15 protein-coding genes are annotated in these 14777 nt (G+C 67.1%); 7 read left to right on the top strand and 8 right to left on the bottom strand.

Annotated features, from left to right (window positions below; all coding sequences use genetic code 11):
- Window positions 1-81: 81 nt before the first annotated feature.
- The 8 genes from MY55_RS17680 to MY55_RS17645 all read right to left on the bottom strand — a co-directional run bounded on the left by MY55_RS17680 (window position 82) and on the right by MY55_RS17645 (window position 7482).
- Window positions 82-945, bottom strand: coding sequence for a helix-turn-helix domain-containing protein (locus MY55_RS17680; protein ID WP_047244222.1), 864 nt, complete (start codon window positions 943-945; stop codon window positions 82-84).
- 293 nt (window positions 946-1238) lie between these two features.
- Window positions 1239-3329 (bottom strand): flagellar biosynthesis protein FlhA, encoded by a 2091-nt coding sequence (locus MY55_RS17675; protein WP_043576101.1) that lies wholly within the window; start codon window positions 3327-3329, stop codon window positions 1239-1241.
- Window positions 3326-4465, bottom strand: coding sequence for a flagellar type III secretion system protein FlhB (gene flhB / locus MY55_RS17670; RefSeq protein ID WP_043576098.1), 1140 nt, complete (start codon window positions 4463-4465; stop codon window positions 3326-3328). Before flhB ends, MY55_RS17675 begins: the two co-directional genes overlap by 4 nt.
- Complete coding sequence (gene fliR, locus MY55_RS17665; protein WP_047236885.1) at window positions 4458-5240, bottom strand: flagellar biosynthetic protein FliR; 783 nt, start codon at window positions 5238-5240, stop codon at window positions 4458-4460. The genes flhB and fliR overlap by 8 nt, the downstream gene beginning before the upstream one ends.
- 3 nt (window positions 5241-5243) lie before the next feature.
- Window positions 5244-5516 (bottom strand): flagellar biosynthesis protein FliQ, encoded by a 273-nt coding sequence (gene fliQ, locus MY55_RS17660; protein WP_043576093.1) that lies wholly within the window; start codon window positions 5514-5516, stop codon window positions 5244-5246.
- A 13-nt stretch (window positions 5517-5529) separates the two neighbouring features.
- A complete protein-coding gene (fliP, locus tag MY55_RS17655) occupies window positions 5530-6276 on the bottom strand; it encodes a flagellar type III secretion system pore protein FliP (RefSeq protein WP_043576090.1) in 747 nt (248 codons plus the stop codon).
- Window positions 6276-6614 carry a flagellar motor switch protein FliN gene (gene fliN / locus MY55_RS17650; protein ID WP_043576088.1) on the bottom strand — a complete coding sequence of 113 codons (339 nt, stop codon included), beginning with the start codon at window positions 6612-6614 and terminating at the stop codon, window positions 6276-6278. Before fliN ends, fliP begins: the two co-directional genes overlap by 1 nt.
- 25 nt (window positions 6615-6639) lie before the next feature.
- Window positions 6640-7482: a FliM/FliN family flagellar motor switch protein gene (locus tag MY55_RS17645; RefSeq protein WP_047236884.1), complete on the bottom strand. Its 843-nt coding sequence runs from the start codon at window positions 7480-7482 to the stop codon at window positions 6640-6642.
- A gap of 240 nt (window positions 7483-7722) precedes the next feature.
- Between MY55_RS17645 and fliE the strand changes: the two genes are divergently transcribed.
- From fliE to fliD, 7 genes are all read left to right on the top strand, one after another.
- On the top strand, window positions 7723-8061 hold the full coding sequence (fliE, locus tag MY55_RS17640) for a flagellar hook-basal body complex protein FliE (RefSeq protein WP_047236883.1): 339 nt from the start codon (window positions 7723-7725) through the stop codon (window positions 8059-8061).
- Between the two features lie 58 nt (window positions 8062-8119).
- Complete coding sequence (gene fliF / locus MY55_RS17635) at window positions 8120-9748, top strand: flagellar basal-body MS-ring/collar protein FliF (RefSeq protein ID WP_047236882.1); 1629 nt, start codon at window positions 8120-8122, stop codon at window positions 9746-9748.
- A complete protein-coding gene (locus MY55_RS17630) occupies window positions 9732-10787 on the top strand; it encodes a flagellar motor switch protein FliG (RefSeq protein ID WP_043576079.1) in 1056 nt (351 codons plus the stop codon). The genes fliF and MY55_RS17630 overlap by 17 nt, the downstream gene beginning before the upstream one ends.
- Entirely contained in the window at window positions 10784-11470 is a 687-nt protein-coding gene (gene fliH, locus MY55_RS17625) for a flagellar assembly protein FliH (protein ID WP_043576077.1), read from the top strand. Before MY55_RS17630 ends, fliH begins: the two co-directional genes overlap by 4 nt.
- A gap of 3 nt (window positions 11471-11473) precedes the next feature.
- Window positions 11474-12787 (top strand): flagellar protein export ATPase FliI, encoded by a 1314-nt coding sequence (fliI, locus tag MY55_RS17620; RefSeq protein ID WP_047236881.1) that lies wholly within the window; start codon window positions 11474-11476, stop codon window positions 12785-12787.
- Window positions 12784-13221: a flagellar export protein FliJ gene (gene fliJ / locus MY55_RS17615; protein ID WP_065202822.1), complete on the top strand. Its 438-nt coding sequence runs from the start codon at window positions 12784-12786 to the stop codon at window positions 13219-13221. Before fliI ends, fliJ begins: the two co-directional genes overlap by 4 nt.
- A 79-nt stretch (window positions 13222-13300) precedes the next feature.
- The gene (gene fliD / locus MY55_RS17610) at window positions 13301-14650 is read left to right on the top strand and encodes a flagellar filament capping protein FliD (protein ID WP_065202821.1); all 1350 of its coding nucleotides are present in this window, start codon (window positions 13301-13303) and stop codon (window positions 14648-14650) included.
- Window positions 14651-14777: the final 127 nt, after the last annotated feature.

Genomic DNA, 14777 nt, shown 5'->3' with positions numbered 1-14777 from the left:
TTCAAACAGATGAAAGTCATGGGCATGCAAGCGCATATAAGCTCGGGCGCCTGTTCCCCATGCGGCCGCGGCTCGCTCCGCTTATGCGTGCTCCAGCCCGTTGGTGACCATGTTCTTGATCTGCAGCGCCAGGATGGAGCCGGGCGTCGGCTTGCCGATGTAGTAGACGCCGCGCATCTGCAAGGCTTTGGACAGCTCGCTCTCATGCTCCAGCGCGTAGCCGGTCAGCACCACGATGGGGACATTGGGGTTGTGGCGGCGGATCGCCTCGATCACGTCCATGCAGCTGGTCGGCTCGCCCAGCACCCAGTCCAGCACGAAGGCATCGAAATCCTCGCGCGGCAGCGCTTCCAGCAAATCTTTCGGGTGGTGGTAGGGCAGGGAGAACAGGCCTTGCTGCACCAGGATGGCGGACAGCAGATCAGCGTCATTGTCGTCCAGCACCGCCACCAGCAGGCGCTTGGTGTTGGCGCGTTTGGGCGGGCGGATGGTCAGGTAGGTGACCTCGTAGCCGTCCTCGGCGTCGAACTGGGTGCCGGGGAATACATGCCAGCAGTCGTGAAGGCGCTTGGCCAGCAGCAGCGGCGCGCAGGAGTCGTCGGCCAGCGGTTCGCCGAGCTGGATCCAGCAATGGGCTTCGCCGCTTTGATTGTTCAGATGCAGGATGGCCGGGATCAGCTCATTGTCCACCGGAGTCTGGCTGTGCTGCTGGCTGTGGTCGACCAGCAGGTTGGAAGTCGGCACGTTCAGGTACTGCGCCAGCCTTTCCACCTGGGACAGCTGCCACGGGCTGCTGCCGTTGAGCTTGCGGTAGGCCTGCGAGGTGCTCAGGCCGAGGATCTGCTCGATCAGGCCGGCCTGTTGCGCTTCCGGCCAGCGGAATTGCTCCAGCTGGATGCGTATATTGTCGCAGATGATCTGGTTGGCGGTTTTCAGGTTTGCCATGGGCTTATGCCGTCACATGATATTCATATATGGGATGCTATCACTCATGCGGCCGACATGGGTGGCCAAAGTGTCAGATTTTGCGCATTTTCTTAATTTGCAAATCATGCGTTTGCATTTTCACAACATGCGAAAAATAACATTGGCATTTTATCCGAGAAAGATTCTACCCTGCGCGTATAGTCGGCACGCGGAAAAGACCGTGCGGCAAGCTTTTACGCGGGGATGCCGCTTGGCGCAAAGCGAGGGAGCCGCGCCGGATATCGTGATCCGGCGCAAGAAATGCGACTGGTTCAGCCTAAAGTGCCGGTCAGGCTGACCTGGCGGTTTTCCGGCACTTCGTTGTAGGACAGCACGTTGAGGCCGGGAGCGAACAGCCGGCCGTAGCGCGCCAGCAGCGGGCGGATCTGCGGCATCACCAGCAGCACCGGCGGCTGGCCCATCTGTTTCATCTGATCGCGCACCACCGGCATATTGGCCTGCAGCTGCTGCAGCACGTTGGGGTCGATCGGGAAGCTGTCCAGCTGCGGCTTGCCGGTTTGCTGCGCCTGGCTCAGCGCCGCCAGCAGCAGGTTTTCCAGTTCCGCCGACAGATTGAAGGCGCGGATCTCGTCGCGCGGGCCGGCGATGGCCTGCACGATCTGGCGCTTCAGCGCGCAGCGCACCTCGGCCGCCAGCATGATCGGATCCTTGGTGGTTTCGCTGGCTTCCAAGAGCGCGCTGGCCACCGGCACGATGTCCTTCAGCGATACGTGGTCCTGCAACAGCTGGCGATAGACCTTCAATTGCTGCACCGGCGGCAGCGCGGCGGCCAGCGCCGCGCCCAGCTTGGGCGACAGCGCGGTCAGCCGCTCGCCCAGCGCCGCCACGTCGTCGTGGCGGAACAGCTCGGACAGGTGCTCGCGCATCACCTTGTTCAGGTGGGTGGCCATCACGCTGGCGCAATCCACCACCTGGTAGCCCAGGCCCAGCGCCTTGCTCTTGTCGGCTTGGGCGATCCAGGTGACCGGCATGTTGAAGGCCGGGTCGATGCCGGGAATGCCGTCGATGTCGCCGTAAACTTCCGGCGAAGGAATGGCCATCAGCCGGTCGGCGTAGACTTCGGCCTCGGCCACGGTGTTGCCGGACAGCTGGATCGCGTATTGCGAAGGCTTGAGCCTGAGGTCGTCGCGCAGGCTCACCATCGGCAGCAACAGGCCCATCTGCTCGGACAGGCTCTGGCGCACGCCCTTGACGCGTTTGAGCAGCGGCGCGCCCTGGCCTTGGTCCAGCAGGGCCACCAGCCGGTAGCCCAGCGTGATGCCCAGCACATCGGAATAGGGCAGAGTGCTCCATTCCAGCTCGATTTCCGCCTCGCCCTGCAGCGCCGCCTTGATCGCGGTCTGGTTGAGCGCGCTGGCGGCGACCGGCCGGCGCGCGTGCATGCGCCAGGCCACATAGGCCAGCAGCGCGGCGAAGCCGAGGAAAGTCGGCCACGGCATGCCGGGGATGATGGCCAGCACCAGCATCATGCCGGCCGCGCTCATCAGCACCACCGGCGAGGCCAGCATCTGGCTGCCCACCTGCTGCTGCATGTCGCCGTCGTCGCTGATGCGGGTGACGATGATGGCGGCGGCGGACGACAGCAGCAACGCCGGAATCTGCGCCACCAGGCCGTCGCCTATGGTCATCAGCGCGTACTGGCGGAAGGCGTCGCCCATCGACAGATTGTGCATCAGCGCGCCGATGGCCACGCCGCCGAACAGGTTGATGATCAGGATCAGGATGCCGGCGATGGCGTCGCCGCGGACGAACTTGGAGGCGCCGTCCATCGCGCCGTAGAAATCGGCTTCGGTGGCGATGTCGCGGCGGCGCTGCTGCGCCTGCTCCTGGTTGATCAGGCCGGCGTTGAGGTCGGCGTCGATCGCCATTTGCTTGCCCGGCAGCGCGTCCAGCGTGAAGCGGGCCGACACTTCGGAGATGCGCTCGGCGCCCTTGGTCACCACCATGAAGTTGATGATCATCAGGATGACGAACACCACCATGCCGACCACGAAGTTGCCGCCTATCACCACATTGCCGAAGGCCTCGATCACCCGGCCGGCGGCGTGCGTCCCCTCATGGCCGTGCAGCAGCACCACCCGCGTCGACGCCACGTTCAGCGACAAGCGCATCAGCGTGGTGGCGAGGATGATGGTGGGGAACACCGAGAAATCCAGCGGCCGCCGCGCCGACACGCTGACCAGGATCACGATGATGGCCAGCACGATGTTGAAGGTGAACAGCATGTCCAGCGCCAGAGGCGGCAGGGGCAGCATCACCATGGCCAGGATGGCCAAGAGGAAGAGCGGGGCGGCCAGCTTGTGGCGGCCGATGTCGGCGAGCAGTTTGGTCAGCGAGTTCATGATGCGGGCTTGGGATCGGACAATTCCTGGGGCACGGCCAGTTCCGGCAATATCGGCCGGTTGGCGCGGCTGCCCGTCTGGAAAGCCTTGAGTTGCAAGACATAAGTCAACACCTGGGCCACCGCGCGGTACAGCGGCGCGGGGATCTGCTGGTTGACCTGTGTAGTGTGGTAGACCGCGCGGGCCAGGGGCGGCAGCGGCAGCACGGCGATTTCCAGTTCTTCCGCCTGCCGGCGGATGTACAGCGCCATCTCGTCCACGCCCTTGGCGATGATGAACGGCGCTTCGGCGCGGTTCTCGTCGTATTTCAGCGCCACCGCGTAGTGGCTGGGGTTGACGATGATGACGTCGGCGCCGGGCAGGACCTTGCGCACGCCGCGCTGCGCGATCTGCTGCTGCAGCTGGCGGATGCGCTGGCGCACTTCGGGCCGGCCTTCGGTGTTCTTGTATTCTTCCTTGATTTCCTGCTTGCTCATCTTTTGCTGTTTCATGAACAGGTAGACCTGCAGCGGCAGGTCGGCCAGCGCGAACAGCAGGAACACCGCGGACAGCTTGAGCAGGCAGGACAAGAGCAGGTCGGCCGCGCCGGCCAGCGTGGGCAGCAGCGGCATGCCGTGCAGCGCGAAGAAGTCCTGCAGCGCGGACGAGGCGATGCGGTACAGCAGCCAGCCCAAAAGCAGCGCCTTGGCGATGGATTTGCCGATTTCGCTGGCGTGCTTGGGCGAGGCCAGCCGCGACAGGTGGGCCAGCGGGTTCATCCGCTCGAACTTGGGGCTGAGCTGGGACAGCACGAACACCCAGCCGCCGGGAAACAGGCTGATCAGCAGCATGGTGATCGGGATGACGGCCAGCGGCGCCAGCATTTTCAGCAACAGCAGCAAGGTGCCGCCGAACAGCTTGGACCAGCTGTTCTCCAGCGCGCCTTGGCCGGCAAGCGGGGCGAAGGCCAGCGCGAACAGCTCGCGGAAATCATCCAGCCAGTCCGGCGCCAGCCAGAACATCAGCTTCAGCGCCAGGATCAGGCCCAGCGCGGCGGCCAGGTCCTTGGAGCGCGGCACCTGGCCTTGCTCGCGCGCCTTGCGCAGCCGCTGCGGGGTGGCTTTTTCGGTCTTGTCGCCCTGGCGCGTCTCAGCCATGGCCCAGCTCCAGCAGGCTGTCCAATAGCCGCAGCGTCTGCTCGCTCAGGCTCAGGTATTGCGGCGGCAGCACCTGCATCAGCAGGGTCAGCGTGGACAGGCCGAACAGCGTCACCACCGGGAAGCCCAAGGAAAACAGGTTCAGCGCCGGCGCCACCCGGTTGATCATGCCGAATCCGGCCTGCACCAGGAAGGTGGCGAACACTACCGGCAGCGCCAGCGCGACCGCGGCGGCCATCACCCAGGCCACGCTGCCCGCCAGCACCGGCAGCGCCGCCTGCGGAATGCCGCCGCCCAGCGGCCAGGCGCGGAAGCTGGCGTACACCACCTGCACCAGCACCAGGTGGCCGTCCATGGCGAAGAACAGCAGAGCCGCCAGCAGGTAGAGCAGATTGGACACCACGTCGGAAGTATTGCCGCTGCCGGGGTCGTTCATCACCGCCATCGACAAGCCCATTTGCGAGGACAGCAAAAAGCCCAGCAGCGACAGGATGGACATGGTCAGCTGGAAGGCGAAGCCGAACAACAAGCCTATCACCGCCTGCTCCAGGCTGGCGGCGACGCCGTGCAGCGAAAAGGGGTCGATCGGGGAGTGGGCCGGCATGCCGGGCGCGCAGGCCACCGCCAGCAGCAGCGCCAGGGCGATGCGGGCGCGCAGCGGCACCATGGCGTCGCCGATGAAGGGCGCGACGCTGAAGGCGGCCATCAGCCGGCAGAACGGCCACCAGATGGCCGGCAGCAGCTGCAGCAACTGGGCGAACAGGCCCTGGCTCATCGCCTAGCCCACCTGGCTGGCGGCGCGCTGGAACATGGCGACGCAGAAGTCCATCAGGTAGCCGGTGATCCAGTGGCCGGCCAGCGCGATGGTCAAGAGCACGATCAGCAACCGGGGCAGGAAGGACAGCGTCTGCTCGTTGATCTGGGTGGCGGCCTGGATCAGGCTGACCACCACGCCGACGATCAGGCTGGGCAGCACCAGCAGCGTCACCAGCGTCACCACCACCCGCAGGCTGTCGTTGACGATGTCTACCGCGATGTCCGGAGTCAGCATGCTTCCCGTCCTTCTAATAGGCCTGGATCGACGTGACCAGGGTGTTGACGGTCAGCGACCAGCCGTCCACCAGTACGAACAAGAGCAGCTTCAGCGGCAGCGAGATCACCAGCGGCGACAGCATCATCATGCCCATCGCCATCAGCACGCTGGACACCACCAGGTCTATCACCAGGAAGGGAATGAACAGCATGCAGCCGATCTGGAACGCCGTTTTCAATTCGGACAGCACGAAGGCTGCCAGCTTGACGGTGAAGGCGTGGTCCTCCGGGCGGGCGACGTCGCCTTCGCCGGACAGCCGGGCCACCTGGGACAGCGCGGTTTTGCTGGTTTGCGCCAGCATGAAGCGGCTGACCGGCTTGGAGGCGATCTCCAGCGCCTGCGGCATGGTGATCTTGTCCTGGTCGAAGGGCACCATCGCCTCGTTCCATACTTGCAGCCCCACCGGCCGCATCACCAGCAAGGTCAGGATCAGCGCCACGCCGGTGATCAGGCGGTTGGGCAGGCCCTGCTGCAGGCCCAGCGCCTGCCTGAGCAGCGACAGCACGATGACGAAGCGGGTGAAGCTGGTCATCATCAGCGCCAGCACCGGCAACAGGCCCAGCGCCGTCATCAGGATCAGGATCTGGGTCTTGACGGTGAAGTCCACCGCCGCGCCGCCGGAGGTGGCGGTCAGCAGCTTCAGCGAATCGGCCCAGCCGCAGGGGCTGGCCAGCAGCAGGCCGGCCAGCAGCGGGGCGTAAAGCTTGTACCGTTTCATCAGGCCAGGCTGTCCAGTTCCAGGTCGTTCAATTCCACCACCCGCAGGCCGTAGTTTTCGCCGGACACCACCACTTCGGCGCGGCCGATCACGGTGCCGTTCACCTTGATGTCCAGCGGCTCGCCGGCGAGCTTGTCCAGCTCGATCACCGAGCCCGCGCCGATCTGGCACAGGTCGGCCAGGCTGACGTCGGCGCTGCCGACTTCCAGCGTCAGCTTGACGGGTATCTTGCGCAGAAAGGGCGTCATGTCGCGCGGCGCGGGAGCGGGCGCGGCGGCGGCTTCCGGCTCCAGGCTGTCCAGGATGCCGTCCAGGTCGAAATCTTGTTTCAGGTCCATGCGTAGTCGTCCAGTGCGATGGGGGTCATTCGGTATCGGCGAAGCCGCTCAGGCACAGCTTGCCCTGGCGCTCCGCCACGTGGGCGCGGAACAAGGCCGCGCCGCGCACGCACACTTCGGCTTGCGGCGGCAGCGTCACCGGCAGCACCGAACCGGGCTTCAAGTCGAGGATGGCGCCCAGCGGCAGCTCCTGCTGCAGCAGGCGCGCGTCCAGCCGCAGCGTCAGCCGGTCGCGGAAGCTGCCCGGGGCGCGGTCGCCGGCCAGCTTGCGGCGCTGGCCGGACAGGTTTTGCAGCAGGGTTTCGAAGGCTGACTCGCCCAGGCGCAGGCGCAGCGCGCCGCGCGGCGCGTCGCCGTCGGAGAGTTCGATTTCCAGCTGCCAGGCAGGCTGGCCGGCGAAGGGCTGCGGGCGCGGCTTGTCGCCGTAGGCGCCCGGCGCCTGTTCCAGCTGGAGGATGGCGGCGGCCAGGCGCGGCAGCAGCCGTTCGGCCAGGTTGCGGGCCAGCCGGCGCTCGGTTTCGGTTTCCGCCGGCAAGTCTTCGGCGATCGGCGCGGCGCTGGCGCCGAAGCGGTAATCCAGGATGCCCAGCAGCAGGCTGCGGTCGAAATGGCTGCCCAGCTGCCAGTCGCCCAGCGCGTGCCATTGCCAGCGCAGCTCGTCGGCGGCGGGCAGGTCTTGGCGCAGGGCAGTGATGCGGAAGGCGGCGTGGTAGCGGCGGTTGAGTTCCCGCTCCAGGAAGTCGCCCAGCTCTTGCTGCAATGCGCGGGCGAACAGTGGCAGCAGGTGTATCGGGCGCCCCAGGGTTCGCAGATCCAAGGCCTGCAGGCGGGCGCCTTCCTGCGGCGCAACGATTTTGGCTTTGGGCATGGCGATTTTCGTTCGTGGCCGGAGGCGGTCGGGCAGCCCCCGGCAATTGCTGGGAGTGTGCATCTTACTGGCTGTCCGCCAGTGGTAAAGGGGGAAAATTCACGGTTGCGAATGTGAAAAATACCAACTGAGTAATAAAGCGTTGAGTTTAAAATCCGCCAGCTTGCATGTAAGCATTGCTGGTGGATGCCTGCGCTGGGCGCGCCGCGTTTTGATACCTGTTGATTTAAGGATGTAGTGATGGCCAATCTGGGTTTGATGATCCACGCCGATCGCAGCCAATTGCTGGGCGAGATGGCCAAGCTGGGCCAGGGCGCCGCGGCGGCCCCCCGTCCGGCCGCGGACGACGCGCCGGCCGCGCAAAGCTTCAGCCAGGCCCTGGTGTCGGCGGTGCGCGATGTCGACCAGCAGAACCGCCTGGCCTCGGACAAGATGACCGAGGTGGACAGCGGCCAGAGCGACGATCTGGTCGGCGCGATGCTGATGAGCCAGGAGGCCAGCCTGTCCTTCTCGATGCTGATGCAGGTGCGCAACAAGGTGGTCGGCGCCGTCGACGACCTGATCAAGATGCAGCTGTAAGCCGGGAGGCGACGTGGTCAAGCAATTGCGGAGCGGCTTTGCCGCCGTACAAGAAAAAATGGCCGGCCGCCGTCTGCTGCCGGCGAACGCCTGGCGCTACCTGCTGCCGATGGTGATCCTGGCCATCGGCCTGAGCCTGGCGCTGACCCTGTGGCTGTGGCGCGACGACGCCAGCTACAAGCCGGTGTTCGGCGCGCAGGAAAAGGTCAACAGCGCCGATATGATGGCGGCGCTCGACGCCGACAAGACTCCCTACCGCATCCATCCGCAAACCGGCCAGGTGTTGGTGCCGGAAGACCAGCTGGGCCGCGTGCGCATGCAGCTGGCGGCCAAGGGCGTGGTGGCGCAGCTGCCGGCCGGCTTGGAACTGCTGGACAAGAACGACCCGCTGGGCGTCAGCCAATTCGTGCAGGACGTGCGCTTCCGCCGCGGCCTGGAAGGCGAGCTGGTGCAGAGCATCCTGGCGCTGGACCCGGTGCGCGCCGCCCGCGTGCATCTGTCCTTGCCGCGCAGCACTTCCTTCGTCACCGCCGGCACCGACAAGGGCTCGGCCTCGGTGGTGGTGACGCTAAAGCCCGGCCAGCAGCTGTCCAGCGAGCAGATCGCCGCGGTGGTCAAGCTGGTGGCCGGCAGCGTCTCCACGCTGGACCCGGCGCAGGTGACCCTGGTGGACCAGGCCGGCAATCTGCTGTCCGCCCATGTCGACCTGTCCGACGGCGGCATGGTGGGTTCCGACAACGAGGCGGCGCGCCGCTTCCGCGAGCAGGCGCTGCAGAACGCGCGCGACCTGCTGTCGCCAGCGCTGGGTGCGGGCAACTTCAAGGTGAGCGTCACCGCCGACGTCGACAATGACCGCGTCGAGGAAACCCGCGAGAAATACGGCGAGGCGCCCAAGGTCACCAACGAGGCCTCGCGCGAGGAAACCAGCACCGAGCGGATGGCGCTGGGCGTGCCGGGCTCGCTGAGCAACCGGCCGGTCAACACCGACTCCTCCGGCCCGGCCAATGAAAAGTCCGGCAACAGCAAGAACGCGGTCACCCGCCAGTACGCCTACGACCGCAACATCATGAACATCAAGAAGGCGCGCGGCACGCTGCGCCGCCTCAGCGTGGCGGTGGTGCTGAACCAGGCCGCCGCTCCGAGCAAGAAGGGATGGCAGCCGGCCGAGCTGGCCAATATCGACAAGCTGCTGCGCAACGGCCTGGGCATCAGCGCCGAGCGCGGCGACGTGCTGGCGGTGTCCACGCTGAACTTCGCCGCCCCGGTAGCGGAAGAAGCGTTCTGGCAGCAGCCGGAAACCTGGTTCGAGGGCGCGCGCTGGCTGGGCTACGCGATCGCGCTGTTGCTGGCTTACCTGTTGCTGGCCCGTCCGCTTTTGAAGATCGCCCGCCAGTTGGCGGAGCGCAAGCTGGGCGACTACGCGCCGGGCGAGGTGGACGTGACGCCGGAAGATCCGCTGCTGGACAACCGTCCGCTGCGCGAGGCGGCCGGCCAGCGCCAGGCCGCGCTGGCGGCCGCGCCGGGCGACAGCCCGGTGGTGCCGCTGCTGGAAAATTACGACCTGCCGCCCGCCGGTTCGCCGGTGGACGTGCTGGTGGACCACCTGAAGGTGCTGGCGGCCAAGGAGCCGGAGCGGGTGGCGGAAGTGGTCAAACAATGGGTGCAGAACAATGGACGCAAGCAATAATTTCGCGCCGGAAGCGGCGCCTTACGTCCCCGCGGCGGCAGCCGGCAACGGCCAGATGAGCGCCATCGAGCAGGCGGCGGTGCTGCTGCTGTGCATGGGCGAAGAGCCGGCGGCGGCGGTGCTGCGCTGCCTCAGCCGCGAAGAGCTGCTGCAGGTGACCCAGGCGATGAGCGGCATGAGCGGCATCAAGGTGGACGCGGTCAAGACCACCATGCAGAAATTCTTCGACGAATACCGCGAGCAAAGCGGCGTGCACGGCGCCAGCCGCAGCTTCCTCAAGCGTTCGCTGGAGCTGGCGCTGGGCGGCGACATCGCCGGCAGCGTGCTGGACACCATCTACGGCGACGCCATCCGTCCCAAGATGGCGCGTTTGCAGTGGGTGTCGCCGCAATGGCTGGCCGACCGCATCGCCGCCGAACACGTGCGGATGCAGGCGGTGTTCCTCGCCTTCCTGCCGCCGGCGCTGGCTGGCCAGGTGGTGGACGCCTTGCCGGCCGCCAGCCGCGACAGCGTGCTGGTCAACGTGGCCCGCCTCACCGATGTGGACCGCGAGCTGCTGCAGGAATTGGAAGAGCTGGTCAACCGCTGCCTGGAAAGCCTGCACACGCAAAGCACCGCGGTGCAGGGCATGCAGCAGACCGCCGACATCATCAACCGCCTGCCGGGCGACCGCAGCCGCATGATGGAGCTGCTGCGCGCGCACGACCCGGAAATCGTCGACGAGATCGAGGTGAGGATGTACGACTTCTTCATCCTGTCGCGCCAGACCGAAACCGTGCTGACCCGCATCTGCGAAGACGTGTCGCTGGAGCAGTGGGCGATCGCGCTGAAGGGCGCCGAGCCCGCGGTGCGCGACGCCATCACCCAGACCATGCCGCGCCGCCAGGCGCAAAACTTCGACGCCACCATGCGCCGCTCCGGCCCGGTGCCGAAAAGCCGGGTGGAAGAGGCGCGGCGCGAGATCATGGCCCAGGTGCGGCAATTGGCCGACGGCGGCGAGATCGACCTGCAGCTGTTCCCCGAGGAAGTGGTCGAGTGAAACACTGGCGCCCCTTCCGTTTCCCGCCGTTGATCGACGGCGCGCCGCTGGAGCCGCTGGCGGCGGCCGAGGCGCAGGCCTCCGCCGCCGACGGCTTCCGCCAGGGCATGGACGCCGGCTACCGCGAAGGTTTTGACAGCGGCGAAGCCGCCGGCCGCGACGCCGGCTACCAGGCAGGCGTCGCGCTGGGCCGGCAGGAGGGCGTGGCCGCTGCGCGCGCCGAGGAGCTGGCGCGCTTCTCCAGCCTGGCCGAGCCGCTGGACGCCGCCATCGAGCAATTGCGGCGCTTGTGCCGCGACTATCAGGCCGCCCAGCGCGACGAGGTGGTGGAACTGGTGGCCAAGGTGGCGCGCCAGGTGATCCGCTGCGAGCTGACCTTGAAGCCGGTGCAGATCCTCGATCTGGTGGAGGAGACGCTGGCCGCGCTGCCGGCCGCCTCCCACAGCCAGGGCGAGGTGGAAGTGCTGCTCAACCCCGAAGAATGCCAGCGCATCCGCGAGCTGGCGCCGGAGCGCGCCGCCAAGTGGCGGCTGCTGGCCGATTCCGGCCTGGCGCCGGGCGAGTGCCGGGTGCGCGGCGCCGAATTCGAGGCCGACGCCGGCTGCCAGCAGCGGCTGGCGCATTGCGTGGACAGCCTGCGCGAGCAACTGCAGGCCGAGCCGGCCGCGCAGGGCGAGGCTTAAGCGATGCTGCGCCAGGCGCTCAGCCAGCTGTCGGTGCCGGACGCGCCTGTCGCCACCGTCAGCGGCCGGCTGGTGGGCGTGAGCGGCCTGCTGCTCGAGAGCGTCGGCTGCCCGCTGGAAACCGGCCAGCGCTGCCTGGTGGAAACCGCCTCCGGCGGCTGGCTGCAGGCGCAGGTGGTGGGCTTCAAGCGCGAAGTTTCCTTCCTGATGCCGTTCAAGAAGCCTGTCGGCCTCGCCACCGGCGCGCGGGTGCTGCCGGCGCCGGAAAGCGGCGGCCTCAGCATAGGCGATGGCTGGCTGGGCCGCATTGTCAACGGCCTGGGCGAGCCGCTGGACGACAAGGGCAGGCTAGGCGGCGACGCGCCGCTGGCCGCGCATCCGCCGCAGATCAACCCGCTCAGGAAAAAACCGGTCGACATGCCGCTGGACGTCGGCGTGCGTGCCATCAACGGCATGCTGACCATAGGCCGCGGCCAGCGCGTCGGCTTGTTCGCCGGCTCCGGCGTCGGCAAGAGCGTGCTGCTGGGCATGATCACCCGCCATACCGAGGCCGAAGTGGTGGTAGTGGGGCTGATAGGCGAGCGCGGCCGCGAAGTGCGCGAATTCGTCGAGCACGCGCTGGGGCCGCAGGGCCTGGCCAAGGCGGTGCTGGTGGTGGCGCCAGCCGATGAATCGCCGCTGATGCGGCTGAAGGCCACCGAGCTGTGCCACGCCATCGCCGCCCATTTCCGCGACCAGGGCCGCAACGTGCTGCTGTTGGTCGATTCGCTGACCCGCTACGCGATGGCGCAGCGCGAAATGGCGCTGGCGCTGGGCGAGCCGCCGGCCACCCGCGGCTATCCGCCGTCGGTGTTCGGCCTGCTGCCGAGCCTGGCCGAGAGCGCCGGCAACGGCGAGAGGGGCGAGGGCAGCATGAGCGCCATCTACACCGTGCTGGCCGAAGGCGACGACCAGCAAGACCCGGTGGCAGACACCGCCCGGGCCATTCTGGACGGCCACATCGTATTGAGCCGCGAGCTGGCCGAACGCGGCCACTATCCGGCGATAGACATCTCCCGCTCGGTCAGCCGCTGCATGAGCCAGCTGGTGGACGCCGAGCACGCCGCCGCCGCGCGCGAGCTGCGCGCCGCCTGGGGCCGTTACCAGGAAGTGCGCGGCCTGCTGCCGCTGGGGGCCTACGTGCCTGGCGCCGATCCGGCCACCGACCGCGCGCTGCGCCTGCAGCCCGGCATCGAAGCGCTGCTGCGCCAGGACGCCGCCGAGGCGGCCTCGTTCGCGGATACGCGCGGCCGCTTGCAGGAGCTGGCGCGCGCATGAATACCGCCATCCAGCAACTGAATTTGCTGCTGCAGCTGCGCGAACGCGACAGCCGGCAGTTGGAAACCGAGCTGGCCGGCAAGCGCCGGCTGCAGGAGCGCTACCGCCGCAATATCGCGCGGCTGGAGGAGCTGAACGCCGCCAGCGGCGCCAGCGCCGCCGCCGGGCACCCGGCCTTGGCGCTCAATTGCGCCGGCTACAAGAGCCATCTGGCGGGGCTGAGCCAGTCGCAGCGGCAGGATCTGCAGCTGGCGGAAGCCGACGCCGCGGTCAGCCAGCGCCAGCTGCTGGCCGCGCGCCAGCGTCAGGAGCAGGCGGAGCTGCTGCGCGACCAAAGCCTGCTGGCCTGGCGCGACGAGCAGGCGCGGACCGAGCAGAAGCGCACCGACGAAGCCGCCGGCCAAGCCTGGCTGCGGGGAGCGGCGGGGTGGTGAATATTCACGGTGTTTCAGGGATGGCCGCGCGCGGTCGCCATTGAGTGATGGATACCGTTAGCCGACGAAAGGAATAGCGATGGCGATTGATTTCAATGCGATGCCTCCCAGCACCTGGGCCGACAACCTGGCCAAGAACAGCCTGGGCAATATGCAGACCCAGCTGGACAACCAGACCAAGGCCGCCAAGGCGCGCAGCGACGCGCTGGGGCAGCTGCAAAAGGCGCTGCAGGACTACAAGACCAGCCTGGGCACGCTGACCAACAAGAAGAGCCTGGTGGCGATGAACGCCACGGCGCTGCCCGACGGGGCGGCCACGGTCACCGCCAAGGGCAATGCCCAGCCCGGCAACTACAGCCTGTTCGTCGAGCAGCTGGCCAGCGCGCAGCAACTGGCGATGGGCGATCTGTCCGGCGCCACCGCGCAGGCCGGCGACAAGTTCACCGTCAAACTAGCCGGCGGCGATACCTTCGACGTCTCGATGGCCGGGGCCGACCGCGACGGCGACGGCAAGCTGTCTCCCAGCGAGCTGGCGCTGGCGATCAACCGCGCGAGCGGCAACGGCGGCAAGGTCAACGCCATGGTGCTGAACAACAACGGCGCGAGCCAGCTGGTGCTGTCCTCCGGCAAGACCGGCCTGAACGGCGCCATCTCGCTGGACCTGTCGCAAGTGAGCGACGCCGGCCTGAAAACCGGCCTGTCCGCTTCGCGCCAGCTGACCCAGGCGCAGGACGCGGTGGTATGGCTGGGCGGCAAGGCCAGCGGCGTGCGCATGCAGCAGGCCTCCAATACCTTCGACAACATCGACGGCGTCAGCTTCACCGTCAATAAGGCGATGAAGGACGGCGACGCGCCGCTGCAACTGGCGGTCAGCCGCAGCGACAACGACACCACTGCCAACGTGCAGGCCTTCGTCGACGGCTACAACAAGATCTACAAGGCGATTTCCGACCTGTCGCAGCCGGGCATCAACGGCGCCACCGCCGGCCCCTTCGCCGACGACTCCAGCATCCGCGGCCTGAAAAGCCAGCTCAACGCCATCCTGCGCCAATCCTACGACGGCATCACGCTGGGCCAGCTGGGCATCAGCGCCAGCCGCGACGGCAGCCTGACGCTGGACAGCAAGAAGCTGGGCGACGCGCTGAAGAACACGCCGGACGCGCTGGACCGCTATTTCAACGGCGTCGGCCAGAGCGGCGCGCTCAAGCAAAGCAGCGATTACCTGGATAAGTGGCTGAACTACAGCAATGGCCTGATCAAGCAGCGCAAGGACAGCGCCGACCGCGCGCAGCAGGATCTGAACCGCCGCCAGGACGCACTGCAGCAGCAGTATCAGCAGACCTACCAGCGCTATCTGGCCCAATTCACCCAACTGCAGAACATGCAGACCCAAATGACCCAGACCATGGGCATGCTGGGTTACAACTGAGCAAGAAAGCAGGATCTAGACAGTGGATTACGAAGCCTATCGCAGCTACCACGCGGTGAACCTGGAAGCCCAGACCCACTCCGCCAGCCAGGTCGACCTGGTGCTGGTGCTGTTCGACGGCCTGCTG

Origin of the sequence: Chromobacterium subtsugae (genome assembly GCF_001676875.1) — a bacterium.
In the GTDB taxonomy this organism is placed as follows: Bacteria; Pseudomonadota; Gammaproteobacteria; order Burkholderiales; family Chromobacteriaceae; genus Chromobacterium; species Chromobacterium subtsugae.
The sequence above is the reverse complement of the archived record's forward strand: the minus strand, read 5'-3'. Positions and strand labels throughout refer to the sequence as shown.

Bases quoted from the DNA above. Each gene is read 5' to 3' on its own strand.
- fliJ (WP_065202822.1), top strand. From the start codon at position 12,784: ATGAATACCGCCATCCAGCAACTGAATTTGCTGCTGCAGCTGCGCGAA.
- MY55_RS17680 (WP_047244222.1), bottom strand. From the start codon at position 945: ATGGCAAACCTGAAAACCGCCAACCAGATCATCTGCGACAATATACGC.
- fliF (WP_047236882.1), top strand. From the start codon at position 8,120: ATGGCCGGCCGCCGTCTGCTGCCGGCGAACGCCTGGCGCTACCTGCTG.
- MY55_RS17675 (WP_043576101.1), bottom strand. From the start codon at position 3,329: ATGAACTCGCTGACCAAACTGCTCGCCGACATCGGCCGCCACAAGCTG.
- fliD (WP_065202821.1), top strand. From the start codon at position 13,301: ATGGCGATTGATTTCAATGCGATGCCTCCCAGCACCTGGGCCGACAAC.
- fliQ (WP_043576093.1), bottom strand. From the start codon at position 5,516: ATGCTGACTCCGGACATCGCGGTAGACATCGTCAACGACAGCCTGCGG.
- fliE (WP_047236883.1), top strand. From the start codon at position 7,723: ATGGCCAATCTGGGTTTGATGATCCACGCCGATCGCAGCCAATTGCTG.
- flhB (WP_043576098.1), bottom strand. From the start codon at position 4,465: ATGGCTGAGACGCGCCAGGGCGACAAGACCGAAAAAGCCACCCCGCAG.
- MY55_RS17630 (WP_043576079.1), top strand. From the start codon at position 9,732: ATGGACGCAAGCAATAATTTCGCGCCGGAAGCGGCGCCTTACGTCCCC.
- fliP (WP_043576090.1), bottom strand. From the start codon at position 6,276: ATGAAACGGTACAAGCTTTACGCCCCGCTGCTGGCCGGCCTGCTGCTG.
- fliN (WP_043576088.1), bottom strand. From the start codon at position 6,614: ATGGACCTGAAACAAGATTTCGACCTGGACGGCATCCTGGACAGCCTG.
- fliR (WP_047236885.1), bottom strand. From the start codon at position 5,240: ATGAGCCAGGGCCTGTTCGCCCAGTTGCTGCAGCTGCTGCCGGCCATC.
- fliI (WP_047236881.1), top strand. From the start codon at position 11,474: ATGCTGCGCCAGGCGCTCAGCCAGCTGTCGGTGCCGGACGCGCCTGTC.
- MY55_RS17645 (WP_047236884.1), bottom strand. From the start codon at position 7,482: ATGCCCAAAGCCAAAATCGTTGCGCCGCAGGAAGGCGCCCGCCTGCAG.